The organism is Microbacterium gubbeenense DSM 15944 (assembly GCF_000422745.1).
Classification (GTDB): Bacteria; Actinomycetota; Actinomycetes; order Actinomycetales; family Microbacteriaceae; genus Microbacterium; species Microbacterium gubbeenense.
In genome coordinates, this window is sequence record NZ_AUGQ01000009.1 from 58,200 (window position 1) to 83,253 (window position 25,054).

The 25,054-nt window shown below is 69.4% G+C and carries 18 protein-coding genes; 16 read left to right on the forward strand and 2 right to left on the reverse strand.

Annotated features, from left to right (window positions below; translation table 11 throughout):
* From G510_RS15890 to rpsT, 4 genes are all read left to right on the forward strand, one after another.
* A complete protein-coding gene (locus G510_RS15890) occupies positions 1 to 894 on the forward strand; it encodes an ABC transporter permease (protein ID WP_036322362.1) in 894 nt (297 codons plus the stop codon).
* Positions 891 to 2,945 carry an ABC transporter ATP-binding protein gene (locus tag G510_RS0107445; protein ID WP_029153118.1) on the forward strand — a complete coding sequence of 685 codons (2,055 nt, stop codon included), beginning with the start codon at positions 891 to 893 and terminating at the stop codon, positions 2,943 to 2,945. Before G510_RS15890 ends, G510_RS0107445 begins: the two co-directional genes overlap by 4 nt.
* A 50-nt stretch (positions 2,946 to 2,995) precedes the next feature.
* Positions 2,996 to 4,720, forward strand: coding sequence for an ABC transporter family substrate-binding protein (locus G510_RS0107450; protein WP_029153119.1), 1,725 nt, complete (start codon positions 2,996 to 2,998; stop codon positions 4,718 to 4,720).
* Positions 4,721 to 4,913: 193 nt separating this feature from the next.
* Positions 4,914 to 5,174: a 30S ribosomal protein S20 gene (gene rpsT / locus G510_RS0107455; protein WP_029153120.1), complete on the forward strand. Its 261-nt coding sequence runs from the start codon at positions 4,914 to 4,916 to the stop codon at positions 5,172 to 5,174.
* Between the two features lie 152 nt (positions 5,175 to 5,326).
* On the opposite strand, the gene holA is transcribed toward rpsT, so the two are convergent.
* Positions 5,327 to 6,361, reverse strand: a complete 1,035-nt coding sequence (holA, locus tag G510_RS0107460; RefSeq protein ID WP_029153121.1) for a DNA polymerase III subunit delta — start codon at positions 6,359 to 6,361, stop codon at positions 5,327 to 5,329.
* Between the two features lie 122 nt (positions 6,362 to 6,483).
* Between holA and G510_RS0107465 the strand changes: the two genes are divergently transcribed.
* On the forward strand, positions 6,484 to 7,092 hold the full coding sequence (locus G510_RS0107465; RefSeq protein ID WP_029153122.1) for a ComEA family DNA-binding protein: 609 nt from the start codon (positions 6,484 to 6,486) through the stop codon (positions 7,090 to 7,092).
* Positions 7,089 to 9,416 carry a ComEC/Rec2 family competence protein gene (locus G510_RS0107470; RefSeq protein ID WP_029153123.1) on the forward strand — a complete coding sequence of 776 codons (2,328 nt, stop codon included), beginning with the start codon at positions 7,089 to 7,091 and terminating at the stop codon, positions 9,414 to 9,416. Before G510_RS0107465 ends, G510_RS0107470 begins: the two co-directional genes overlap by 4 nt.
* A gap of 9 nt (positions 9,417 to 9,425) precedes the next feature.
* Here G510_RS0107470 and leuS read toward each other — a convergent pair whose 3' ends face one another.
* Positions 9,426 to 11,939 (reverse strand): leucine--tRNA ligase, encoded by a 2,514-nt coding sequence (leuS, locus tag G510_RS0107475; RefSeq protein WP_245563255.1) that lies wholly within the window; start codon positions 11,937 to 11,939, stop codon positions 9,426 to 9,428.
* A 113-nt stretch (positions 11,940 to 12,052) separates the two neighbouring features.
* Here leuS and G510_RS0107480 point away from each other — a divergent pair, with 113 nt between their 5' ends.
* From G510_RS0107480 to G510_RS15900, 10 genes are all read left to right on the forward strand, one after another.
* Positions 12,053 to 12,694 (forward strand): DedA family protein, encoded by a 642-nt coding sequence (locus G510_RS0107480; RefSeq protein ID WP_036322364.1) that lies wholly within the window; start codon positions 12,053 to 12,055, stop codon positions 12,692 to 12,694.
* A 5-nt stretch (positions 12,695 to 12,699) separates the two neighbouring features.
* A complete protein-coding gene (locus G510_RS0107485) occupies positions 12,700 to 13,740 on the forward strand; it encodes an App1 family protein phosphatidate phosphatase (protein WP_029153126.1) in 1,041 nt (346 codons plus the stop codon).
* Between the two features lie 102 nt (positions 13,741 to 13,842).
* Entirely contained in the window at positions 13,843 to 14,523 is a 681-nt protein-coding gene (locus G510_RS18240; RefSeq protein ID WP_051216570.1) for a hypothetical protein, read from the forward strand.
* A complete protein-coding gene (locus tag G510_RS0107495) occupies positions 14,520 to 16,064 on the forward strand; it encodes a DNA polymerase Y family protein (protein WP_029153127.1) in 1,545 nt (514 codons plus the stop codon). The genes G510_RS18240 and G510_RS0107495 overlap by 4 nt, the downstream gene beginning before the upstream one ends.
* Positions 16,064 to 19,459 carry an error-prone DNA polymerase gene (locus G510_RS0107500; RefSeq protein ID WP_029153128.1) on the forward strand — a complete coding sequence of 1,132 codons (3,396 nt, stop codon included), beginning with the start codon at positions 16,064 to 16,066 and terminating at the stop codon, positions 19,457 to 19,459. Before G510_RS0107495 ends, G510_RS0107500 begins: the two co-directional genes overlap by 1 nt.
* Positions 19,460 to 19,468: 9 nt before the next feature.
* Entirely contained in the window at positions 19,469 to 20,158 is a 690-nt protein-coding gene (locus G510_RS0107505) for an SOS response-associated peptidase (protein ID WP_029153129.1), read from the forward strand.
* Positions 20,159 to 20,170: 12 nt separating this feature from the next.
* The gene (locus G510_RS0107510; RefSeq protein WP_245563256.1) at positions 20,171 to 21,454 is read left to right on the forward strand and encodes a M18 family aminopeptidase; all 1,284 of its coding nucleotides are present in this window, start codon (positions 20,171 to 20,173) and stop codon (positions 21,452 to 21,454) included.
* Entirely contained in the window at positions 21,451 to 22,293 is an 843-nt protein-coding gene (locus tag G510_RS0107515) for a hypothetical protein (RefSeq protein WP_029153131.1), read from the forward strand. Before G510_RS0107510 ends, G510_RS0107515 begins: the two co-directional genes overlap by 4 nt.
* Before the next feature lie 87 nt (positions 22,294 to 22,380).
* Entirely contained in the window at positions 22,381 to 24,315 is a 1,935-nt protein-coding gene (gene nagE / locus G510_RS0107520; protein WP_029153132.1) for an N-acetylglucosamine-specific PTS transporter subunit IIBC, read from the forward strand.
* Between the two features lie 39 nt (positions 24,316 to 24,354).
* On the forward strand, positions 24,355 to 25,044 hold the full coding sequence (locus G510_RS15900; protein ID WP_051216571.1) for an NUDIX hydrolase: 690 nt from the start codon (positions 24,355 to 24,357) through the stop codon (positions 25,042 to 25,044).
* Positions 25,045 to 25,054 lie beyond the last annotated feature (10 nt).

The following is a 25,054-nucleotide window of genomic DNA, read 5'->3' on the forward strand; positions in this document are numbered from 1 at the left end:
ATGACGACCATTGAGGCACCCGCCATCCAGCGCTCGAAGCCACTGTCCAAGTGGACGTTGTACTCGCGCCGCTTCTTCCGCAACATCCCCGCGACCGTCGCCCTCGGCATCTTCGTCGTGCTCGTCCTGTTCGCCGTCGTCGGCCCGGTCTTCCAGAAGTGGAACCACGTCGAACTCGACTTCCTCGCCCTCAGCGACGGCCCGAGCGCGGACCACTGGTTCGGCACGACGAACTCCGGCAACGACGTCTTCGCGATGACGATCGAGGGCCTGCGCCGCTCGCTCATGATCGCGCTGATCGTCTCGACGGGCACGACCGTGATCTCCGCCCTCCTCGGCGGCATCGCCGCCTACTTCGGCGGATGGTCCGAGCGGGTCATCCTCTGGGTGATCCACTTCATGATGGCGGTGCCGGGCTTCCTCATCGTGGCGCTCGTCACCAACGGCTCCGGCGGCAACTGGTTCGTCCTCGCCATCATGCTGGTCGTGATCGGTTGGATGACCCTCGCCCGCACGGTGTGGACGCTGTCGCTGTCCATCCGCGAGAGCGAATACATCCAGGCGGCGCGATACATGGGCGTCGGCAGTTTCCGCATCGTGCTGCGCCACATGCTGCCGAACATGGCCTCGCTGCTCATCATCAACTTCACGCTCGGCGTCGTCGCCGCCGTCAACTCCGAGACGAGCCTGTCGTTCCTGGGCTTCGGCGTGCGGGTTCCCGACGTTTCGCTCGGAACGCTCATCGCGATGGGATCCAGCGTCGTGACGTCGGCGCCGTGGATCTTCCTGTTCCCCGGCGCGATCCTGACGCTTCTCACGGTCTCGATGGCGTTCGTCGCGGATGGCCTGCGCGATGCCCTCGATCCGAACTCGGCAGCAGGAGGCCGCGCATGACCGAACCGATTCTGTCCGTCAACGACCTCACCGTCACCTTCGCGAGTGAGGCCGGTCGAGTCGACGCCGTGCGCGGCGTGAGCTTCGATCTGTTCCCCGGTAAGACGATCGGCATCGTCGGCGAGTCCGGATCCGGAAAGTCGGTGACGTCGCTCGCCATCATGGGCCTGCTGGCCGACAACGCGCGGGTCAAGGGATCCGTACGCTTCAACGGGCAGGAGCTGCTCGGCAAGTCCGACAAGCAGATGTCGGAGATCCGCGGCAACGGCCTGTCGATGATCTTCCAGGATCCCCTGACGTCGCTCACCCCGGTGTTCACGATCGGCGACCAGCTCGTCGAGGCGATCACCGCCCACCGCGGCGTCTCGAAGTCGGCCGCGTGGAAGCGCGCCGTCGAGCTGCTGAAGACGGTCGGCATCCCGAACGCCGAGGTGCGCATGCGCGCCTTCCCGCACGAGTTCTCGGGCGGCATGCGCCAGCGCGTCGTCATCGCGATCGCCCTCGCGAACGACCCCAAGCTGATCATCGCCGACGAGCCGACGACCGCGCTCGACGTCACGATCCAGGCACAGATCCTCGAGGTCATCAAGAAGGGTCAGCGCGAGACCGGGGCCGCCGTGATCATGATCACGCACGACATGGGCGTGGTCGCGAACGTCGCCGACGACGTGCTCGTGATGTACGCGGGCCGCCCCGTCGAGCACGCGCCCGTCGATCAGCTCTTCTACGACACGCGCATGCCGTACTCGGTGGGCCTGCTCGCCGCGATCCCCCGCGTGGACAAGAAGGACAAGCAGCCGCTCGTACCGATCAAGGGCAACCCGCCCCTCCTGATCGACCTTCCGGATGCTTGCCCGTTCGCCGATCGCTGCCCGATCGCCGTTGCCGCGTGCCGACAGGGTGAGCCCCCGCTCGCCGTCGTCGAGGGCGGCGAAGAGGGCCACCGCGCCGCCTGCATCCGTGCCGATGAGATCCGCAACGGCGTGATCGACGGCGAGCCGGTGTTCCCGCCGCCGGTGATCCCCGAGAGCGAGCTGCTCGCCACGCCGCGCGAGGAGCGCAAGGAGACGTTGCGCGTCGAGAACCTCACCAAGACCTTCCCGCTGCTCAAGGGAGCGCTCGCCAAGCGCAAGGTCGGCGAGGTGCACGCGGTCAAGAACGTCTCGTTCGACATCCGCGAGGGCGAGACCCTCGCGATCGTCGGCGAGTCGGGATCCGGTAAGACGACGACGCTGCTCGAGATCATGGAGCTCGCGCAGCACGACGACGGCGACATCGTCATCGGCGGAACGAGCGTCAAGGACATCGGTTCCAAGCGCCATGAGCGCGCGCTGCGCCGCGACATCCAGATCGTCTTCCAGGATCCGATGGGCGCGCTCGACCCGCGCATGACGGTGTTCGACATCATCGCCGAGCCGTTGCGGACGATCGGCGTCGACAAGAACAAGACGCACGAACGCGTCGACGAGCTGATGGGCCTCGTCGGCCTGAACCCCGCGCACGGCGACCGCTTCCCGCAGGCGTTCTCCGGCGGCCAGCGGCAGCGCATCGGCATCGCCCGGGCGCTCGCTACCGAACCCCGCCTCATCGTGCTCGACGAGCCGGTCTCGGCGCTCGACGTGTCGATCCAGGCCGGCGTCATCAACCTGCTCGACGAGCTCAAGGCGAAGCTCGGCATCTCCTACCTCTTCGTCGCACACGACCTCTCGGTCGTGCGCCACCTCGCCGACCGCGTGGCCGTGATGTATCTCGGCCAGTTCGTCGAGCTCGGCGACGTCGACGAAGTCTTCGACGACCCGCAGCACCCGTACACACAAGCGCTGCTGTCGGCGATCCCGGTTCCGGATCCCCATGTAGAACGCACACGAGAACGTGTGGTGTTGACGGGGGATCTTCCCAGCCCGACCGACAAGATCTCGGGCTGTCCCTTCGTGAGTCGCTGCCCGTTGTACCAGACTCTGGATACGGCGAGCAGGACCCGCTGCGAGGAGGAGCCACCACAGCTCACTGGACGTGAGGGCGTGCACACCAACGCGTGCCACTTCCGGTAGGTCTCCCCCTTGAATCCCACCCCCAGCGCAATAGCGCGAAAGGAACACCAATGAACAAGCACTCAAAGTGGATCGGAGCGGCCGCCTTCGCGGCGACCTTCTCCCTCGCTCTCACGGCCTGCAGCGGCGGCGGATCCGGAGACGGTAACGGCGGCGACGGCGGCGGAGACGCAGCTCCCGTCGAGACGAAGGAAGCCGACTACAACCCGGTTGACCGCGCCGACATGCAGCAGGGCGGCGACGTCACGGTCGCGATCAGTGAGATCACGCCGCAGATGAACGCCATGAATCAGGATGGCGCTGTGCCGACCCAGACGATCTGGACCTGGTACAACCCGCAGATCATCCTGTCGACCCCCGAGGGAGAGTCGTACCCGAACCCGGCGTACATCTCCGACAAGACGGTCGAAGAGGTCGACGGCAACACTGTCATGACCCTGACGTTCACGGACGAGGCCGAGTTCAACGACGGCACGCCCATGGACTGGAAGACGATCGAGAACACCTGGATCGCCAACCGCGGCGAGGGCGACTATGCGCCCAACAGCACGGAGGGCTACCGCAACATCGCGTCCGTCGAGGCCGGCGATACTGACAAGCAGGCCGTCATCACCTTCGACGGTACGTTTGCCTGGGTCGATGCGCTGTTCTTCAACGTGACCCACCCGGCGGTTGACAGCGCCGAGAAGTTCAACGAGGCCTACCTCGACGGTGCTCACCCCGAGTGGGGCGCAGGTCCGTACATGATCGATGAGTTCGATCGCGAGGCCGGTGTGATCTCGTTCGTCCCGAACGACAAGTGGTGGGGCGACGAGCCGATGCTCGATACGGTCACCTTCCGCGTCATGGAGCCCACGGCCGAGATCAACGCGTTCCGCGCCGGCGAGATCGACATGGCGGGCAACTCGCAGTCGCTCACGGCCGACACGCTCGAGCAAATTGCTGACGTCGAGGACACGACGGTCTACCGCGCCGCCCGCGCGTCGAACAACCTGATCCAGCTGAACGCCGAGCGGGAGCAGTTCGCCGACCTCGAGACGCGCCAGGCGATGTTCATGGCCATCGACCGCGAGCAGATCACCGACGTGATGTGGGATGGGCTCGACTACTCCGAGGAACCGGCCGGTTCGCTGAACCTTTACCCCTACCAGGACGGGTACGAGGACGCGCTGGCAAACTCGGGCTACGAGTACAACGTCGAGGAGGCGAACTCGATCCTCGACGAGGCCGGCTGGGAGATGGGCGACGACGGCATCCGCGAGCGCGACGGCGTGCGCTTTGAAGGCCGCCTGCCCACATTCGGCGATGACGCGCTGACCGAGGCGCGTGCCCGCGTGGTCCAGCAGCAGCTCAAGGCCATCGGCTTCGACATGCAGCTCGACCAGCGTGCATCGAGCGAGTTCTCGACCACGCTGACCGAGAAGGACTGGGACCTCGTGACCCTCGGCTTCAGTTCGTCTGACGCCTACGGCGTGATGTGGATGTGCCAGGTCTACTGCGAGGACAGCGGACTGAACCTTTCCGCGACGATGAACGAGACGTTCGACGAGCGCATCCACGAGGTCGAGGCGCTGCCGACGGCCGAGGAGCAGATCCCCGCGGCGATGGAGCTCGAGTCGGAGCTGATGGCCGAGTCGTGGGGCATCCTGCCGCTCTACGCCGGCCCGCAGATCATGGCGGCGAAGGACGGTCTCGCGAACCTCACCCCCGAGCCCTACACCGGTCTGGACCTCTTCGGAGTGCTGCCGGTGGAGAACTTCGGGTGGGCGAAGTAGCCCTCTGATCGACAGCGGGGTCGGTGCTTCGGCACCGACCCCGCTGTCGTTGGGTCGGGTTCTCCAGGAACTTCCTGGTAGAGTTATTCCTTGGCTTGCGTGTGGGTTCCCACGCCCGCACACGTCGAACGGCAGCCCCTCTACCTGCCCGACGACAACATCCGATTTCACTCGAACGAAAGTCTGTACAGACGTGGCAAACATTAAGTCGCAGATCAAGCGCAACAAGACCAACGAGAAGGCCCGCGAGCGCAACCGCATCGTGAAGAGCGAGCTGCGCACGGTCGTCCGCGCGACGCGCCGCGCAATCGCCGGTGCCGACAAGCCCGCCGCGGAGACCGCCTTCGCGAAGGCCTCGAAGAAGCTCGACAAGGCCGTCTCGAAGGGCGTGATCCACAAGAACCAGGCAGCGAACCGCAAGGGCGCCCTGGCGAAGCAGATCAACGCTCTCTGAGCTGAGTGCCGAGAAAAGCCCGCCCCAAGGGGCGGGCTTTTCTGCGCCCCCACGCTAATTCTTCATTTCTGGCACTTTTCTACACGCAATTGCGTGTAGAAAAGTGCCAGAAATGAAGGGTTGGGGGCCGGTGAATGGTCGGGGCGCCAGCGTTACGCGCCGAAGGGTGCGCGCGTGGCGACGACCGTCACCATGCGCTCGAGCGCGAAGATCGGATCCCGCGATGCGCCCTTGACCTCGGCGTCGGCGCGCGCGACGGCCTGGATCGCGAGGCCGATCTGGCCCCCCGTCCACCCCACGAGATCGCGCTGTGCGCGCTCGATCTGCCAATCGGGCATGCCGAGCTCGCGCGCGAGCTGCCGCGCCGGCCCGCGCTTGCCACCGACCCGCGCCATGGTGCGCAACTTCATCGCGAAGGCGGCGACCATCGGCACCGGATCCGCGCCGGAGTCGAGCGCGTGCCGCAGCGTGATCAGCGCCCGCCCGTAATCGCCCGCGATCGCGGCATCGGCCGCGGCGAAGGCGTTCGTCTCGACTCGCCCACCGTAGTAGCGCGCCACGACCTGCTCATCGATGACGCCCGTCGTGTCCTGGATCAGCTGCTGGCAGGCGGCGGCGAGCTCGGCGAGGTCGCCCGTGAACGCCTGCGTGAGGGACGCGAGGGCGTCGGTCTTGATCCGGCGCTTCGCCTGACGGAACTCGTCGCCGGCGAACTGCACGCGGTCGCGGTCGTTCTTCACCGTCGGGCAGGCGATCTCGACGCCGCCGCCCGTGCCCGCGCGGATGGCGTCGAGGAGCTTCTTGCCGCGCACCGTCGCGCCCGTGTGGCGCAGCACCACCGTGGCGCCCTCCTGCGGGGCGTCGATGTACGCGAGGGCCTCCGTGAGGAACGCGTCGCTGCACTTCTCGACGCCGCCGACGCGCACGAGGCGCGGCTCGCCGAACAGCGACGGCGAGGTCACCCCGAGCAGCGTTCCGGACGTGTAGTCGTCGGCGCGGAGGTCTGTCACCTCGAGCGCGGGATCGTCGGCCTTCAGCAGCGTACGGATCGAACCCGTCGCACGCTCGGCGCAGACCTCTTCCGGCCCCGACACGAGCACGACGGCAGCCGCCCGCGGGTCGCGCCAGTCGAGCTGCGGGATGACCGTGGCCTTCTTCGCGGGTCCGGGTCGTCGAGCAGCAGCCATGGTTCAACAGTACCGACCCGCGCTCGCGAGATGCTGTTCACAATCATCGATTCGGCGGAGTTATCTGACGATCGCGCGATCGGGCCGCATCTCGTCGCGCTCGACTGCATAGCGTCGATCCCATGTCGGATCTCGAGGGCTATCGGCGCGCATCGCCGCGGGCCCGCCTCGGCATCGGCGGCGCCATCGTGCTCGTGCTGGTCGCGCTCGCCGCGACGGTCGGCATCGGCATCTGGCGGGGTCAGACCGCGCCCGTCGAGCACATCGCCGAAACGCCCGCAGTCACGACGAATCCGTCGGGGGCCGTCGCGGAGGAATCGTACGTGCACGTGTCGGGCGCCGTGCGACATCCCGGCCTCTACGTGGTGCGGCCTGGCGCGCGCGTGATCGATGCGGTGTCCGCGGCGGGCGGGCTCGCCGACGACGCGGACGAATCGGCCGTCAACCTCGCCCGCCCGGTGACCGACGGCGAGCAGCTCGTCGTGCCCGCCGAGGGCGAGGCGCCGGCACCATCGGCGCCCGGCGGCGGATCCGCGCCCGGACTCGTCAGCATCAACACCGCCGACGCGGCCGCGCTCGAGGATCTTCCGGGCATCGGCCCCGCGCTCGCCGGCCGCATCATCGATTGGCGCGACACCGAGGGGCCCTTCGGAACGGTCGACGATCTGCTCGCGGTCTCCGGCATCGGGCCCAAGGTTCTCGAATCGCTGCGCGACCTGGTGACGGTGTGACGCCGCGCGACTTGCGCATGATCCCCGTCGCGGGCGCGACGTGGGGCGCCGCCCTCGCGTCCGTCCTGCGGCCGGAATGGGCGCCCGGGGTCGCGGCGCTGCTCTGGGGCTCGACCGCCGCAGCGTTCGCCGCCGTGGCGATCCTCGAGGTTCGACATCGCCGCACGAAGCCCCGGCCCGAGCTCGTCGGACCGAGCCCCGGCCGTTTCGCCCTGCTCCTCCCCCTCGTCGCGGTCGCCTGTGCCGCGGCGGGGATCGCCTCCGCACACGTCGCGATCGTCCACGCGGAGCGCGCGGCCGTCGCGGCCGCCCTCGATGGCCGGGTGACCGACCTCGCCGTCACGGTCACGACGAAGGTCGAGCCGTCCACGGGCGGCGTGCGCTTCGACGGCACCGCGACCACACCGGACGGATCCGCGCGCATCAGCGTTCTGCTCCGGGCCGACCCTCCGCCGGACGGGCTCGATCTCGGATCGGTCGTGTCGGTCTCCGGCGGCGGGGAACCGGCCGATCCGGGCGACGCCGCCGTCGCGGTCGTCTTCGCGGATGGCCTGAACGTGCGCGCACCGCCCCAGCACGTGTTCGCGGTCACGAGCCAGCTGCGGCGCGGCTTCGTCGACCTCGTGCGCCAAGGCCTCCCCGACCCCGGTGCCGGGCTCTTGCCGGGGCTGTCGGTCGGCGAGACGAGCGGCGTCTCGAACGAGCTCGATGCCGACATGAAGGCGTCGTCGCTCTCACACCTCACAGCCGTATCCGGCAGCAACTGCTCGCTCGTCGGCGCGATCGCGTTCGGCATCTGCGCGGCCTGTGGCGCCGGCCGTCGCACGCGCGTGATCGTCTCTCTCGTCGCCCTCGCCGGATTCGTCGTGCTCGTCACCCCCGAGGCGAGCGTCATCCGCGCCGGCGCCATGTCGACGATCGCGCTGCTCGCCCTGCTGACGGGCCGCCGGGGTGCGGGGGTCGCGGTGCTCTCGCTCGCGGTGACGGTGCTCGTGGCGGCGGATCCGTGGCTCGCGACCTCATACGGGTTCCTGCTGTCGGCCAGCGCGACGGGCGCCCTTCTCCTGCTCGCCGAGCCGCTCGCGACAGGCCTCAATCGGTGGATGCCGCGTGCGCTCGCGCTCGGGATCGCCGTTCCCCTGGCGGCGCAGCTCGTGTGCGGCCCGATCATCGTGCTGTTCGCGCCGCAGGTGTCGCTCTACGGCGTCGTCGCGAACATGATCGCGGGCCCGGCCGCTCCCGCCGCGACGGTGCTCGGCCTCGCCGCCTGCCTCGTACAGGCGATCCCTCCGCTCGCGCTCGGTCTGGCATCGCTCGCGTGGCTGCCGTCCGCGTGGGTCGCGCAGACCGCCGAGACGTTCGCCGCGCTGCCCGCCGCGGGGCTCGGCTGGCACGAGGGATGGCTCGGCTTCCTCGCGCTCACCGCCATCGGCGCGTGCGTCGTCGTCGCGATCACCGGGGCTCCCCGTCGCCTCCCGGCCGCCGCGCGACGATGGATCCTGCGATCTTCCGTCGCCGTTCTCGCGCTCGTCGTCGGCGCCGGAGGCGGAACCGTCGCGCTCACGAGCGTCGTCGGCCCGCTGACCGCCCCGCGCGACTGGTCGATCGCGCTGTGCGACGTCGGGCAGGGCGACGCGATCCTCCTGCGCTCGGCCGGCCGCACGGCGATCGTCGACACCGGGCCCGACGTCGACGCGCTCGAACGGTGCCTGACCCGCCTCGGGGTCGACGAGATCGACGTGGCGTTCCTCACCCACTTCGACGCCGATCACGTGACGGGCGTGCCCGCGCTCGCGGGACGCGTGCGAACGATCGTCCACGGGCCGTACGAGAGCGAGGACGACCTGAGCGACGCACGAGGCGTCTCGGGCGACGTGCGCGAGGGATACGCGGGCATGCACGGCGCGCTCGGCGACGCAACGTGGCGGATCCTCTGGCCCGCGCGCGATACGCGGGCGTTCGCTCCCGGCAACGACACCAGCCTCGTGGTCGAGGTCTCGGGCGGCGCCGTTCCCCGCACGCTGCTGCTCGGCGATCTCGGCGAGGACGCGCAACGACTGCTCTGGGGATCGGGCCGCGTGATGGGAACCTACGACGTCGTCAAGGTGTCCCACCACGGCAGCCGCGATCAGTCGCCCGCCCTCTACGCCGAGATCCGCCCGCTCATCGGGCTGATCGGCGTCGGCGAGAACGACTACGGCCACCCGCATCCCGACACGCTCGCGCTCCTCGCGGGATCCGGCACCGCGGTCGCCCGCACCGACACCGACGGGCTCGTGCTCGTGAGCGCGGCGGACGGGCTCAGCGTCTGGCGCGAGCGGTGAGCGCGGGGCTCACTTCACGACGAGACTCACGATCTTCGGCGCGCGCACGATCGCCTTGACGATCTGCCCATCGCCGACGAAGCGCTGCACCTTCTCGTCGCCGCGTGCGAGGGCCTCGAGCTCCTCGGGCGTGATCTCCGCCGACACCTGCAGCTGCGATCGCACCTTGCCGTTGACCTGCACGACCGCCGTGACTTCGTCTGCCGTGAGCAGGGCCGGATCGGCGTTCGGCCACACGACCGCGCTCACGCTCGGCGCGTGGCCGAGGATCTCCCAGATCTCCTCCGCTGTGTGCGGAGCCACGACGTCGAGCATGACCGCGAGCGTCTCGGCGGCCTCGCGCACGGCGGGATCCGCCCCGCCCGCGCCGGAATCGATCGCCTTGCGGATCGCATTGACGAGCTCCATGAGCCGCGCGACGAGCACGTTGTACTTCGTGTGCTCGACGATGGCCGGGGCGTCGTTCAGCAGGTGGTGGGTGACGCGGCGCAGGGCCTTATCGCCGGTCGCCGGATCGGCGCCGACCTCGGAGGCGACATCCTCCGCCGCGCGCATCGCACGGGCGAGGAACTTCTTCGCGCCCGCCGTCTGGACGTCATTCCAGTCCTTGTCGTCCTCGACGGGCCCCGCGAACGCGAGCGCGACGCGCACCGCGTCGGATCCGTGCTCGCCGAGCTGGTCGGACACCTGCACGAGGTTGCCCTTCGACTTCGACATCTTGGCGCCGTCGAGCAGAATCATGCCCTGGTTGATCAGCGCCGAGAACGGCTCGGTGAAGTCGACGAGCCCCATGTCGTGCAGCACCTTCGTGATGAAGCGCGCATACAGCAGGTGCAGGATCGCGTGCTCGACGCCGCCGATGTACGTGTCGACGGGCGCCCAGCGGTTCGCCTCGGCCGGATCGAACGCGACGGTATCGCTCTTCGGCGACAGGAAGCGCAGGTAGTACCAGGAGCTGTCGACGAACGTGTCCATCGTGTCGGGGTCGCGCAGGGCGGGCTCGCCGGTGACGGGATCCGTCGTGGTGACCCACTCGGTCGCGCCGCCGAGCGGCGAGGTGCCCTTCGGCTTGAGGTCGATGTCCTTCGCGACCGGCAGCGTCACGGGCAGCTGGTCGGCCGGCACCTTCTCGATGCGGCCGTCTGCCGTGTGGATCATCGGAATCGGCGTTCCCCAGAACCGCTGACGCGAGATCAGCCAGTCGCGCAGGCGGTACTGCGTGGTCGCGCGGCCGGATCCGCTCTTCGCGAGGATCTCGGTCATGCGCGCGATCGCCTCGGCCTTCGGCAGCCCATCGAGCTCGCCCGAGTTGATCAGCACGCCCTCGCCGGCAAGGGCCTCGCCCGTCTCGGTGGGATCCGGCAGGTTCTCTCCCTCCGCGCTCGTGTCGAGCACGACGCGCACGGGCAGGTCGAAGGTGCGGGCGAAATCGAGGTCGCGCTGGTCGTGCGCAGGAACGGCCATGACGGCGCCGTGCCCGTAGTCGGCCAGCACGTAGTCGGCGGCCCAGATCGGCAGGCGCTCGCCGTTGACGGGGTTGATCGCGAAGCGCTCGAGAGACACTCCGGTCTTCTCGCGATCGGAGGACTGGCGCTCGATGTCGGTCTGCTTCTGCGTCTTGTCGAGGTAGTCCTGGAAGCGCATGCGCGTTTCCGGGCTCGCCGATGCGGCCAGCTCGGCGGCGAGGTCGCTGTCGGGGGCGACGACCATGAACGTGGCGCCGTGCAGCGTGTCGGCGCGCGTGGTGAAGACGGTGACCTTCTCGGCGCGGCCCTCGATCTCGAAGTCGATGTCGGCACCGGTGGAGCGGCCGATCCAGTTGCGCTGCATCTGCAGCACCTTGTGCGGCCAGACGCCCTCGAGCGCGTCGAGGTCTTCGAGCAGGCGGTCGGCGTATTCGGTGATCTTGAAGTACCACTGCGTGAGCTTCTTCTTGATCACCGTGGCGCCGCAGCGGTCGCAGGATCCGTCGACGACCTGCTCGTTCGCGAGCACGGTCTGATCGTTCGGGCACCAGTTCACGGGGCTCTCGGCGCGGTACGCGAGGCCGCGGTCGTACATCTGCTGGAACAGCCACTGGTTCCACTGGTAGTACTCGGGATCCGACGTGTGCAGCACCCGCGTCCAGTCGAACGAGACGCCGTACTTGCCGAGGCTGTCGCGCTGCTGCGCAATGTTGTCGTAGGTCCACTCGCGCGGATCCGCGCCGCGCTGGATCGCCGCGTTCTCTGCCGGCAGCCCGAACGAGTCCCAGCCGATCGGCTGCAGCACGTTGTACCCGCGGTGGCGCCAGAACCGGGCGACGATGTCGCTGTAGAGGTAGTTCGAGGCGTGGCCCATGTGCATGTCGCCCGAGGGGTACGGGAACATGGCGAGAACGTACCGACGCGGTCGCTCGTCATCCGCGCCGCCCGCGAGGAAGGTGCCGTTGTTCTCCCAGTAGCGCCGCCACTTCTCTTCCACGGCGTGCACGTCGTGCGGCTCGGCGGTGGCGGTGATGTCGGGAGAAGAGGAATCGGTCACGTCGGAGGGGGCCAATCGATCGGGGCTTCTCCCGCGGCATGCCCCGCGGGAGATCGGGAATACTCCAGATTACCGCGCCCTCGGGGGCATTTCATGACCGTAGTATTTATGGGATGCTCAACGATGTCCTCTCGTCGATCCTCGACGTCGTCTCGGGCGTCGAGCCGTGGCTGCGGATCCTCATCGCCAGCGTTGCGATCATGCTCGAAACGAGCGTGCTGATCGGCCTGATCGTGCCGGGCGACTCGATCGTCATCGTCAGCGCGATGGGCGTCACCTCGATCCCCGAGGCGATCATCCTCGGCGCGTTCGTCGTCGCGGGCGCCCTCGCGGGCGAGAGCATCGGCTTCATGATCGGCAGGTGGGCGGGGCCGAAACTGCGGCATTCCCGGCTCGGCCGCTGGATCGGCGAACACAACTGGCTGCGCGCGGAGACCTACCTCCGGCGGCGCGGCGGCATCGCCATCTTCCTCTCGCGCTTCCTGCCCGTGCTGCACTCGGTCGTGCCGCTGACGGTCGGCATGTCCGGATACTCGTATCGCAAGTTCCTCGCGTGGACGCTGCCCGCCTGTGCCCTCTGGTCAGCCCTGTACATCACGATCGCCGCGGGCGCCGCTGAGACGTACCGCGAACTCGCCGACAGCGCGCACTGGGCCGGGTACGTCTTCTTCGGCCTGATCGCGCTCGGACTGCTCGTCGTGTTCGGTGGGAAGAAGCTGCTGCACTTCCTCGAACACCGACACATGAAAGACTAGGACGGATGGCCTCTCGACCCGCGCAGACCGCGCACGACCCGGCACGCAGGATCCATTGGTTCGCGCGCCTGGAACGGCGCTTCCATGCGTGGCGCGAGCGCGTCGCGCGCAAGAAGGGGCGCACCCCGGTCGTGCTCCCCTTCCAGGGGTACGGCGGCGACGGCTGGGTCCGCGTGCTCGGGCGCGTGCTGATCGTTCCGCCGCCGACCGGTCACATGCGCAGGAATGATGGCGTGCGCGGCTGGCGGTCGTTCGTCGGGATCGCGGTGGCGTACGCCAGCGTCTCGGTCACGATCGGAGACGAGACCCATGAGGTCGTCGCCGACCGCGGCGGGGTCGTCGACATCGTCCTGCCCGCGTCGCTCGAGCCGGGCTGGCAGACGTTCCGCATGTCGGTCGAGGGCGGCGAGGCCGTCGAGGCGCACTCGTTCGTCGTGGATCCGTCGGTGCGGTTCGGCGTCGTGAGCGACGTCGATGACACGGTGATGGTCACGGCGCTCCCCCGCCCGCTGCTCGCCGCGTGGAACTCGTTCGTCCTGAACGAGCACGCGCGCCAGCCCGTTCCCGGCATGGCGGTGCTGCTCGAGCGGCTCGTCAAGGAGCACCCGGGGGCGCCGATGATCTACCTCTCGACCGGCGCCTGGAACGTCGCGCCGACGCTCAACCGGTTCCTGCACCGCAATCTCTTCCCGCGCGGGGCGATGCTGCTCACCGACTGGGGCCCGACGCACGACCGCTGGTTCCGCAGCGGCCGCGAGCACAAGGAGAGCAACCTGCGCCGACTCGCGCGGGAGTTCCCGGAGATCACCTGGCTGCTCGTGGGCGATGACGGTCAGCACGACGACGAGATCTACACCGAGTTCACAGCCGAGTACCCCGCGTCGGTTGCGGGCGTCGCGATCCGCCGCCTCACGACCGCCGAGGCCGTCCTCGCGGGTGGACGCGTCTCGGTTGACGACCACTCGGCGGCGGGCGTGCCGTGGATGTCTTCGCCCGACGGCGCTGGTCTCGCGAAGCGTCTCGAGCGCACCGGGATCCTCTCCTAGCCTTCTCCCCTCCCCTCTGACCTTCGTTTGTCAGGGGTTCGAAATAGTGTTCGAAAGCCACTTGGCATATTCGAACATTATTTCTAGAATGAGGGTGTGGGAATGGCAGCTCAGTCGGCAGAGGTCATGCGCCTGCGCACGCAGATCGGGCAGATGCAGCGGCGCACGGCGCACGCCGACGCGCTGTCGGTGCCGGAGGCCCTCGCTCCCCTCTTCCCGTCCGGCGGCCTGCGACCGGGGGCGGCCTATGCCCTGGCCGATTCGCCCAGCCTGCTGTTCGCCCTCGCCGGCCGCTCTTCACGCGAGGGGTCATGGTGCGCGTTCATCGGCATGCCCGACCTCTCGCTGGAGGCCGCGGAGGGGTACGGCGTCGCTCCCGGCCGCGTCGCCCTCATCCCAGCCCCTGGCGAGCGGTGGCTGCAGGCGGTCTCGTCGGCCGCGGAGGTGTTCCCCCTCGTCGCGGTGCGCCCGCCGCGGGCGGCGTCCTCCGCCGAGGCCGCGCGGCTCGGAGCCCGCCTGCGCGATAGGGGCTGCGCCCTGCTCGTGGTCGGGCCATGGGAGGGCGCCGAGGCCTCGCTCAGCATCAGCGACCCCGCCTGGGGCGGGATCGGTCGAGGCCACGGCCTGATCTCTTCTCGCGCCGTCACGGTGGCTTCTGCGGGCCGGGGATCGCCCCGGCCACGCCGGGTGCGCGTGCTGCTGCCCGGTCCCTCCGGCGGCGCGGAGGCGCACGGCGCAGGCACCGTCGCCGGCCGCCCGCACCTCGTGGCGGTGGGCGCATGACGCTCGACACGCGCACCATCATGCTGTGGCTGCCCGATTGGCCGATCACGGCGCACCTGCGCACTCAGGCGCTCGAGGTGCCGCAGGCCGAGCGCACGCTGCCCGATGAGCCGCTCGCCATCGTGCATGCGGGCGCCGTCGTGGCGTGCTCCGCCGCGGCGCGGGCGGAGGGCGTCGCGCGGGGTCAGCGGCGGCGCGACGCGCAGGCCGCGTGCGCCCGCCTGCGCCTGATCCCGTTCGATGCGGCTCGCGACGAGCGCGCCTTCCACGGCGTGCTCACCCATCTCGAAGATCTCGTTCCCGGCGTGCAGCCGCTGCGGCCGGGGCTCGCCGCGATCCGCGCGCGCGGCCCCGCCCGGTTCTACGGGGGCGAGGCCGAGGCGGCCGAGGCGCTGCGCGCCGCGCTCGTCGGCATCGGCCTCGACGAGGCGCGCGCGGGCATCGCCGATGGCCTCTTCACCGCCGAACAGGCCGCGCGGGCGGCGCATCCCCTCGCGATCGTGCCTCCCGGCCGCTCCGCGGAGTTCCTCGCCCCGTTGCCGGTCACCGTCCTCGGCGACGACGACCTGGCCCTGCTGCTCGCGCGGCTCGGCGTGAAGACGCTCCGAGAGTTCGCGGCTCTCGATGCCCAGCGCGTGCACGAGAGATTCGGGCCCCGGGGGCTGCGGCTGCGCTCGCTCGCCGCGGGCGCCGACTCGCGCGTGGCCGCGCCGCGAATCCCACCGCCCGAGCTGATGCGCGAGCTCGTTCTCGAGCCTGCCCTCGAGCTCGCCGAGCAGGTCGCCTTCGCGGTGCGCCAGACCGCCGAATCGTTCTGCGAGGGCATCCGAGCAGAGCGACTCGTCTGCACGGCGGTGCGCATCACGGTAGAGACCGATCGAGGCGAGCGCAGCGAGCGGGTCTGGCAGCACCCCACGAGCTTCGATGCCGCCGGCGTCGTCGACCGCGTGCGCTGGCAGCTGCAGCCCTCCGCGCGGGAGGCGCCCGTCGAGGGCGGCGTCTCGCGGATCCAGATCGAGCCCGAGGCCGTCGACGACGGCGCGGCCCACCAGCCCGCGCTCATCGGCCAGGGCCCCGACGAGCGCTCCCACCACGCGATGACGCGCGTTCAGGCGGTCCTGGGTCATAGGGCGGTGCTCACCCCGAGCCTCGGCGGCGGCCGGTGGTCGGCCGAGCGCGAGGGCCTCGCCCCGTGGGGCGACGTCGCCCCGCCCGAGCATCCGCGCGATCGGCCGTGGCCCGGCTCTCTCCCCGTCCCGCTCCCCTCCGAGGTGTTCCGCGATCCGCACCCGGCGCGCGTCCTCGGCGGGGGCGGCGAGATGATCTCGGTCGACGAGCGCGGCTTCGTCACCGATCCGCCCGCCACCATCGATGGTCTCGCGGTGACCGCGTGGGCGGGGCCGTGGCCCGTCATCGAGCGCACGTGGGATCCGCGCCGCGCGCGCCGCGCCCACCGATTCCAGCTGGTCGACGCGCGGGGCACCGCCTGGCTCGCCGTGTTCGAGAACGACGTCTGGTGGCTCGAAGGGCGGTACTCCTGATGGGCTTCAAGAATCCGCCCGTCTCGTGGAACGAGATCGAGCGCACGCTCAGCGGCCGCCGTCCCACGGCGAGACCCGCAGCGGCCGACGGCGGCGACAGCCCGGCGTGGGGCCGGAAGCGCGGCGCCTACGAACCGCCCGAGATCCGCCGACAGAAGTCGTCCACTCGCTATGCCGAGCTGCATGCTCACTCGACGTTCTCCTTCCTCGACGGCGCCTCCTCTCCGGAAGACCTCGTCGAGGAGGCCGAGAGGCTGGGCCTCGAGGCGCTCGCGATCACCGACCACGATGGGTTCTACGGCGCCGTGCGCGCCGCGGAGGCCGCCGAGCACACCTCGGTGAAGACCGTCTTCGGCGCCGAGCTGTCGCTCGATCTGACGACGCCGCAGAAGGGCCATGCCGATCCCGAAGGCCAGCATCTGCTCGTCCTCGCCCGTGGCGAGGACGGCTATCACCGCCTCTCCCAGGCGATCACCCGGGCGCAGCTGCGCGGTAAGGAGAAGGGGCGCCCGCTGTACGACCTCGACGATCTCGCCGAGACGTCGGGCGGGCAGTGGGCGATCCTCACCGGCTGCCGGAAGGGCGCCGTCGGCCGGGCGCTGACCAGCGGGTCCCTCAGCGCGGCGGAACGTGCGCTGAGAGACCTCGTCGACCGGTTCGGCCGCGACAGCGTTCACGTCGAGCTCACCCATCACGGCGATCCGTCCGATGATCCCCGCAACGACGCACTCGCTCTCCTCGCGGAGCGTGTCGGGGTTCCCCTCGTCGCGACGGGGAACGTGCACTACGCGCGCCCCGAGCGCCTGCCGATCGCGCAGGCCGTCTCCGCGATCCGCGCGACGCGCAGCATGGACGACCTCGACGGATGGCTGCCCGCGACGGGGGCCGCGCACCTGCGCTCGGGCGACGAGATGGCGCGCCTCTTCGAGCGGTTCCCCGGCGCCGTCGAGGCGTCTGCGCGCCTCGCGGGCGAGCTCGCCTTTCCGCTGCGCGCAGCCCGCCCGGCGCTGCCGAAGATCAGCGTTCCCCCGGGGCAGACGCCGATGTCGTACCTGCGCGATCTCGTCTGGAGCGCCGTTCCTCGTCAGTACCCGAGCCTGCGCGACGACGACAGAGAGCGCATCGCGCACGAGCTCGATGTCATCGAGCAGAAGGATTTCCCCGGCTACTTCCTCATCGTCCGCGACATCGTGAACGAGGCGCGCCGGCGCGGCATACTCTGCCAGGGGCGCGGATCCGCGGCGAACAGCGCCGTCTGCTATCTGCTCGGCATCACGGCGGTCGACGCGATCTACTACCGTCTGCCTTTCGAGCGGTTCCTCTCGGCCATGCGCGATGAAGAGCCCGACATCGACGTCGACTTCGATAGCGACCGTCGTGAAGAGATCATCCAGTGGGTCTACGAACAGCACGGGCGCGACCGCGCCGCCCAGGTCGCCAACGTCATCCAGTACCGCCCGAAGAACGCCGTGCGCGACGTCGCCCGCGCCCTCGGCTTCTCGCCGGGCCAGCAGGACGCCTGGTCGCGGCAGATCGAGCGCTGGGGCGCCACGATCGAGTCGGGCGGCGACCACGACATCCCCGATCAGGTGCTCGAATACGCCATGGGCGTCATGGGCGCGCCCCGCCACCTCGGCATCCACTCGGGCGGCATGGTGCTCACCGATCGGCCCGTCGGCGAGGTCGTGCCGATCGAGCACGCGCGCATGCCCGGTCGCACCGTCATCCAGTGGGACAAGGACGATGCCGCGTGGATGGGGCTCGTGAAGTTCGACCTGCTCGGGCTCGGCATGCTCGCCGCGCTGCAGCACTGCTTCGACATCATCCGCGAGGCCACGGGCGAGGTGTTCGACCTGCGCGAGCTCCCCCGCGAGGAGCCCGCGGTGTATGACATGCTCTGCCGCGCCGATTCGATCGGCGTGTTCCAGGTCGAATCGCGCGCGCAGATCGGCCTTCTCCCCCGCTTGCAGCCCCGAGCCTTCTACGACCTCGCGATCCAGATCGCGCTGATCCGTCCCGGCCCGATCCAGGGCGGCGCCGTGCACCCGTTCGTGCGGCGCAAGATGGGCACCGATCCCATCGCCTATCCCCATCCCAAGCTCGAACCGGTGCTCGAACGCACGCTGGGCATCCCGGTCTTCCAGGAGCAGCTCATGCAGATGGCGATGGCAATCGGCGACTGCACGGGAGAGGACGCAGACCTGTTGCGACGTGCGATGGGCTCCAAGCGCGGCGTCGAGCGCATCGAGTCGCTGCGGGAGAAGCTCTACGACGGCATGGCCGGCAACGGCATCACCGGCGACGAGGCGGATGGGCTCTACGCGCAGATCCAGGCGTTCGCGAACTTCGGTTTCGCCGAGTCGCACTCGCTCTCGTTCGCACTGCTCGTGTACGCGAGCTCGTGGATCAAGCTGCACTACCCCGCCGCCTTCCTGGCGGGTCTGCTGCGCGCACAGCCCATGGGGTTCTATTCGCCCGCGACCCTCACCTCCGATGCCCGCCGGCACGGCGTCGAGGTGCGCCGACCCGACATCCTGCGCTCGAGAGCTGAGGAGACCCTCGAGGTGCTCGATCCGAATCGTCGCGGCGCGACGGGTCACGACTCGTGTCTGCGCGATCAGGAGTCGCCCCCGGCCGCGTTCGACCGGCGCGCGCCGGACGAGTCTGCCGCGCACCGCCGCGACGGCGGGTTCGCCGTGCGACTCGGGCTCGCGGGCGTCACCGGGGTGGGCGAGAGGACGGCGCGCGCCATCGTGGCCGAGCGCGACAGGGGCGGAGATTTCCGCTCGATGACCGATCTCGTACGCCGCACAGGCATCACCGAGCGACAGCTCGAGTCGCTCGCCTCGGCCGGGGCGTTCGCCGCTTTCGGACACGGTATGCGCGACGCGCTGTGGCTCGCGGGGGCCGCGTCCGACGAGCGGCCCGAGTTCCTCGAGGGCACGGGCGCGAGCGTGCAACCGCCGCTGTTCGGAGATCCCACGAGCTATGAGCGTCTCGCGAGCGACCTCTGGGCCACGGGAGTCTCGACCGACGATCATCCCCTCGCGCATTTCCGCTCCCCGCTCGACGCGCGCGGGGTGCTCACCTCCTCCGACCTGCGTTCCCACGAGACCGGGCGGCGCGTCGAGGTGGCGGGGCTCGTGACGCACCGGCAGCGACCCGCGACGGCCTCCGGCATCACCTTCCTCAACCTCGAGGACGAGCACGGGCTCGTGAACGTCGTCTGCTCCGTGGGCGTCTGGACGAGGTATCGCCACCTCGTGCGCGACCGACCGGCGCTCATCGCGCGGGGCATCCTCGAGCGATCCCCCGAGGGCGTTGTGAACATCGTCGCCGACGGCTTCGAAGACCTGTCGGTCGGCATCGGTCACCGATCGCGCGATTTCCGTTAGGTTCGAGGCATGTGCGGACGATTCGTGGTGGCCCGTGTCGGCAGCGAGCTCGTCAGCGAGCTGAGCGTCGATCTCGTGAGCGACGATCTTCCGCAGCCGAGCTTCAACATCGCGCCGACCGCGCTCGCTGCCATCGTGCTCGACTCTGCGAAGTCCGATCCGCCGACGCGGCGCCTGGAGCCCGCCCGGTGGGGTCTCGTTCCCGGCTGGGCGAAGGACCTCTCGGTCGGAGCCCGCGCGTTCAACGCCCGTTCCGAGACGGTCGCGGAGAAGCGCACGTTCGCCCCGGCGTTCGCGAAGCGCCGAGCCGTCGTTCCCGCCACTGGCTACTACGAGTGGAAGGTCACCGACGACGGCAAGCTGCCGTTGTTCATCCACCCCGCGGGCGGCGAGCCGATGCTGTTCGCCGGGCTGTACGAGTGGTGGAAAGATCCGCAGGACGCGTGGGTTCTGAGCTTCACGATCCTCACCCGCGACGCCGTCGGCGACCTCGGGTCGATCCACCATCGCATGCCGGTCTTCCTCGATTCCGACCACGCCGACGCGTGGCTCGACACCGACATCGACGCCCCGCACGACGTCCTCGAGGCCGCCCTCGACGACGCGCCGCGCGTGGCCGAGTCGTTCGCGTGGCACGAGGTCGACCGCGCCGTCGGCAACGTGCGCAACGACTCCCCGGATCTCATCGAACCGGTCTGAGAAGATGAACGGGTGACGACCATTCCTGACGACGCCCGCAGCCACATCGATGACCTCGCCGCCTTCGTTACGGCCTCGCCCTCTTCGTACCACGCGGCCGCCGAGGCGCGCAGGCGCCTCGAGGAGTCGGGGTTCGTTCCCCTCGTCGAGCACGACGAATGGGCGCTCACGCCCGGCGGAAAGTACGTCGTCGTGCGGGAGGGATCCGTGATCGCGTTCGTACTGCCGGGCGAGGTCACGGCGACGACGCCGTTCCAGATCGTCGGGGCCCACACCGACTCGCCGAGCTTCAAACTCAAGCCGAAGCCCTCCACGACGGGTGCTGGCGGCTGGTGGCAGCTCGGCTGGGAGGTCTACGGCGGCCCGCTCGTCAACTCTTGGCTCGATCGCGAGCTCTGCCTCGCCGGCCGCATCGTCACGCTCGCAGGCGAGGAGCACTTCGTGAAGACGGCCCCGATCGCGCGCATCCCGCAGCTCGCGATCCACCTCGACCGGCAGGTCGGCGACGGTCTGAAGCTCGACAAGCAGCAGCACACCGCGCCGGTGTGGGGGCTCGGAGACGCAGAATCGGCCGACATCGTCGCCGTTCTCGCGCGCGAGGCCGGCGTCGCTCCCGAGGTGATCGGCGGCATGGACATCGTGGCCGCCGACACCCAGCCTCCTCGTCCCTTCGGCGCCGACGACGCCCTGTTCGCGAGCGGCAGGCTCGACAACCTGCTCTCCGCGCACGCCGGTGTCGTGGCGATCGCCGCGGCCTCCCCAGTCGAGGCGATCGCGATGTTCGCGGCGTTCGACCACGAGGAGATCGGATCCGCGTCGCGCTCGGGCGCGGCGGGTCCGTTCCACGAGGAAGTGCTGTCGCGGATTCTCGCTGCGTTCGGTGCGGGCACCGAGGATCGCGCGCGTAGCTTCGCCGGTTCGCTGCATGTCTCGAGCGATGTCGGCCACGCCGTGCACCCGAACTATGCTGACCGCCACGACCCCGCGAACCACCCCGTCGCGGGCGGCGGCCCGATCCTGAAGATCAACGCGAATCAGCGCTACGCGACCGACGCGCACGGCGCCGCCGCGTGGCAGGCGGCGTGCCGTACCGCGGGCGTTCCGACGCAGGAGTTCGTCTCGAACAACGCCATGCCGTGCGGATCGACGATCGGCCCGATCTCGGCGACCCGACTCGGAATCCGCACGGTCGACGTGGGCGTGCCGATCCTCTCGATGCACTCGGCGCGCGAGCTGACCGCTGTCGTCGACCCGTGGTACCTGACGCGGGCCATGTCGGCGATCCTCGACCGGTGACGGTCTTCGCCTCAGACGACTGGCGGCAGCGCGAGAGCGCGCACGCCGACCGAGCGACGGCTCTGACGGCCGAGCACATTGCCCGGCGCAGCCGAGGCGAGACGCACCCCGTGTGGGATTTCCTGTTCACGTACTACTCGTACAAACCGTCCGCGCTTTCTCGGTGGCATCCCGGGGCGGGTGTCGAGCTCGAGGATGCGGCGAGCGACGATCGCGCCGCGTGGCGCTGGTACGTGCCCGGGAGCGCAGCGGGATCCCTTCGCGTCGACGCGGAGTCGTACGAAGCAGATAAGCGCGCCGTCGTGCGGCTCGCACGCATCATGCTGCGACGCACGTCCGAGCGGCCGGGCCAGTTCGACTGCTTCGGGCTGCACGAGTGGGCCATGGTCTACCGGCAGGACGAGCACCGGCATGCGCAGCCGCTTCGCCTCGGTCAGAGGCAGACCGACGAGGTCGTGGAGAGTCACGACCTCAAGTGCACCCACTTCGATGCGTTCCGGTTCTTCACGCCCGACGCCGTGCCGCGCAACCGCCAGCCGCTCACGGTCGACGAGCGAACGGCGAACGAACAGCCCGGGTGCCTGCACGCGGGCATGGACGTGTACAAGTGGGCGATGAAGCTCGGACCGTTGGTTCCGGGCCACTTGCTGCTCGACGCCTTCGAGCTCGCCCGCGACATCCGCCTGCTCGACATGCAGGCCGCGCCGTACGACCTGTCGGACTTCGGCGTCGTACCGGTGCAGATCGAGACGCCCGCGGGCAAGGCCCAATACGTGCGGCAGCAGCGCGGGTTTGCCGAGCGCGCGGATGCTCTTCGCCGCGCGATTCTCGCCGCCTGAACAGAATTTCGCCGAGCCTCTGTCGCCCGCAACCATCCGCAGATAGCCTGCCGAGGATCACTCTCATCGAGACCTCGGAGAACCGAAATGAAGTTCTTGCAGAACTTGGGCAAATCGCTGATGATGCCCATCGCCGTTATGCCCGTCGCAGCGATCCTGTACGGCATCGGCAACTGGATCAGTAACACCGCCGGCGACAACATCGTCTCAGTGTTCCTTCAGGGCGCGGGCAGTGCGGTCATCGACAACCTCGCCGTCCTGTTCGCCATCGGCGTCGCCTTCGGTATGGCGAGGAAATCCGACGGCGTCGCGGCGCTCGCGGGACTCGTCTCGTGGCTCGTCGTCACGGTATTGCTGGCACCCGAGGCCGTCGCCGGATATTACGGCGGCATCGAGGTCACCGACGTCGACCCCGCGTTCGGCCGTGTTCAGAACGCGTTCGTCGGCATCATCTGCGGTCTCGTCGGTGCGTTCTCCTACAACCGCTTCCACGACACGAAGCTGCCCGACTGGCTCGCCTTCTTCTCGGGTAAGCGCGCGGTCGCGATCGTCTCGGCCGGCGCATCGATCGTGCTGTCGGTCGTGCTGTTCTTCGTGTGGCCATTCGTGTTCGGCGCGCTCGTCGCCTTCGGTGAGTGGATCGTCGGATTCGGGCCCATCGGCGCCGGCATCTATGGGTTCCTCAACCGCCTCCTGATTCCGACGGGCCTGCACCACGCCCTCAACTCCGTGTTCTGGTTCGACGTGGCCGGCATCAACGACATCCCCAACTTCCTCGCCGGCGCGGACGGCGACGGCGTACTCGGTGTCACCGGTATGTACACCTCGGGCTTCTTCCCGATCATGATGTTCGGCCTGCCGGGCGCTGCTCTCGCGATGTACGTCACGGCGCGCAGCACCCGTAAGAAGGCGGCCGCCGGCATCCTGTTCTCGGCCGCATTCGCGTCGTTCTTCGTCGGCATCACCGAGCCGCTCGAGTTCTCGTTCATGTTCCTCGCGCCGGCCCTCTACGGACTGCACGCGTTGTTCACCGGCATCTCGATGGCGATCACCGCGCTCCTCCCCGCCCGCATGGGCTTCGGGTTCTCAGCCGGCGCGATCGACATGGGCCTCGGATGGAACAACCCGCTCGCGCAGAATCCGTGGCTGCTGCTGCTACTCGGAATCGCGTGGTTCGTCATCTACTTCCTCGTGTTCACGTTCGTCATCAAGAAGTGGCAGCTGAAGACCATCGGTCGCGAAGACGACGAGGATCTCGCGGACGATGCCCCCGTCGGGCAGTCGGTCGATGCGAAATACGCCGCGACCGCGAACCGTTTCCTCGCCGCGCTCGGCGGATCCGCGAACATCACGAGCCTCGACAACTGCGCCACCCGCCTGCGCATGGAGATCAACGACGTGTCGAAGGTCGACGACAGCGCCCTCAAGCGAGCCGGTGCCGCGGGCACCATGAAGCCCGGGGGCAAGTCGGTGCAGGTCATCTACGGGCTCAACGTGCAGTTCGTGAAAGAAGCCATGGAGGGGATCATGTCCGGCGCGATCGAGCCGCCCTCTGCCGACGCGCCCGCGTCGGTTCCCGCGACCGACACCGTCGCCACCGTGACGCGCACCGACACGCGCGTCGTGCGCCTGCTGCAGCCGATCGCCGGCCAGGTCAAGCCGCTCTCTGAAGTTCCGGACCCGACGTTCGCCGAGCAGGTCATGGGCCCGGGTCTCGCGATCGAGCCCACCGGCGACACGGTGGTCTCCCCCGCGCCCGGACGCGTCGGGCACGCGTTCGACACCGGGCACGCCATCGCCATCGTCACGGACGACGGCGTGGAGATCCTCATCCACATCGGCCTCGACACCGTCGACATGCAGGGCGATGGGTTCGAGACCCTCGTGAAGACGGGCGATCTCGTCGACGAGGGCACGCCGCTCATTCGCATCGATCTCGAGAAGATCCGCGCGGCCGGGCACCCGACGATCACACCCGTGATCGTACTCAACAACGAGAACGCGACCGTTGAGTTCCGGTGATCGCCGACCGCAGCCGCGGAGGCCGTAGCATCTGAAGGCATGAGGACCGCTTACGCGCAGTTGCGCGATCTTGTGCAGCACGCAGGCGACACGCCCCTGTGGAAGGCGCCGGACGGCTCGCTCGTCGATGACGAGCGGACCCGCCCGGCGGCCGTCCTGATCCTGTTCGGCGTGCTCGACCAGGTCCCTTCCGACTACGACGCACAGCACCGCGCGGTCTCCCGTGATCTTGACGTGCTGCTCCTCACGCGTGCGGCGACGCTGCGCTCGCACCCCGGGCAGGTGGCGTTTCCGGGCGGCCGGATCGATCCGGAGGACGAGGACGACATCGCCGCCGCGCTGCGCGAGGCGCGCGAAGAGACGGGCGTCAATACGTCCGGCATCGAGGTGCTCGGCGCGCTCACGCCGCTCGCCCTCCCCGGATCCGACCACCACGTGACGCCCGTGGTCGGCTGGTGGCGCGATCCGAGCCCGGTCGGGGTCGTCGACGAGGCAGAATCACAGGCCGTGTGGCGCGCGCCGGTCGCCGACCTCGTGAATCCGGAGAACCGCGTCACCTGGGCACACACGTGGTCGGGCAAGACGATGCGAGGACCCGGGTGGCGCCTCACCGGTGCGGGCGACGAGCAGTTCGTCTGGGGATTCACCGCAGGAATCCTCGACCGCCTGCTCAGGACCCTCGGATGGGACGAGGAGTGGGATCGCTCGCGCGAAGTATCGCTCGACTGAATGAGAGGAT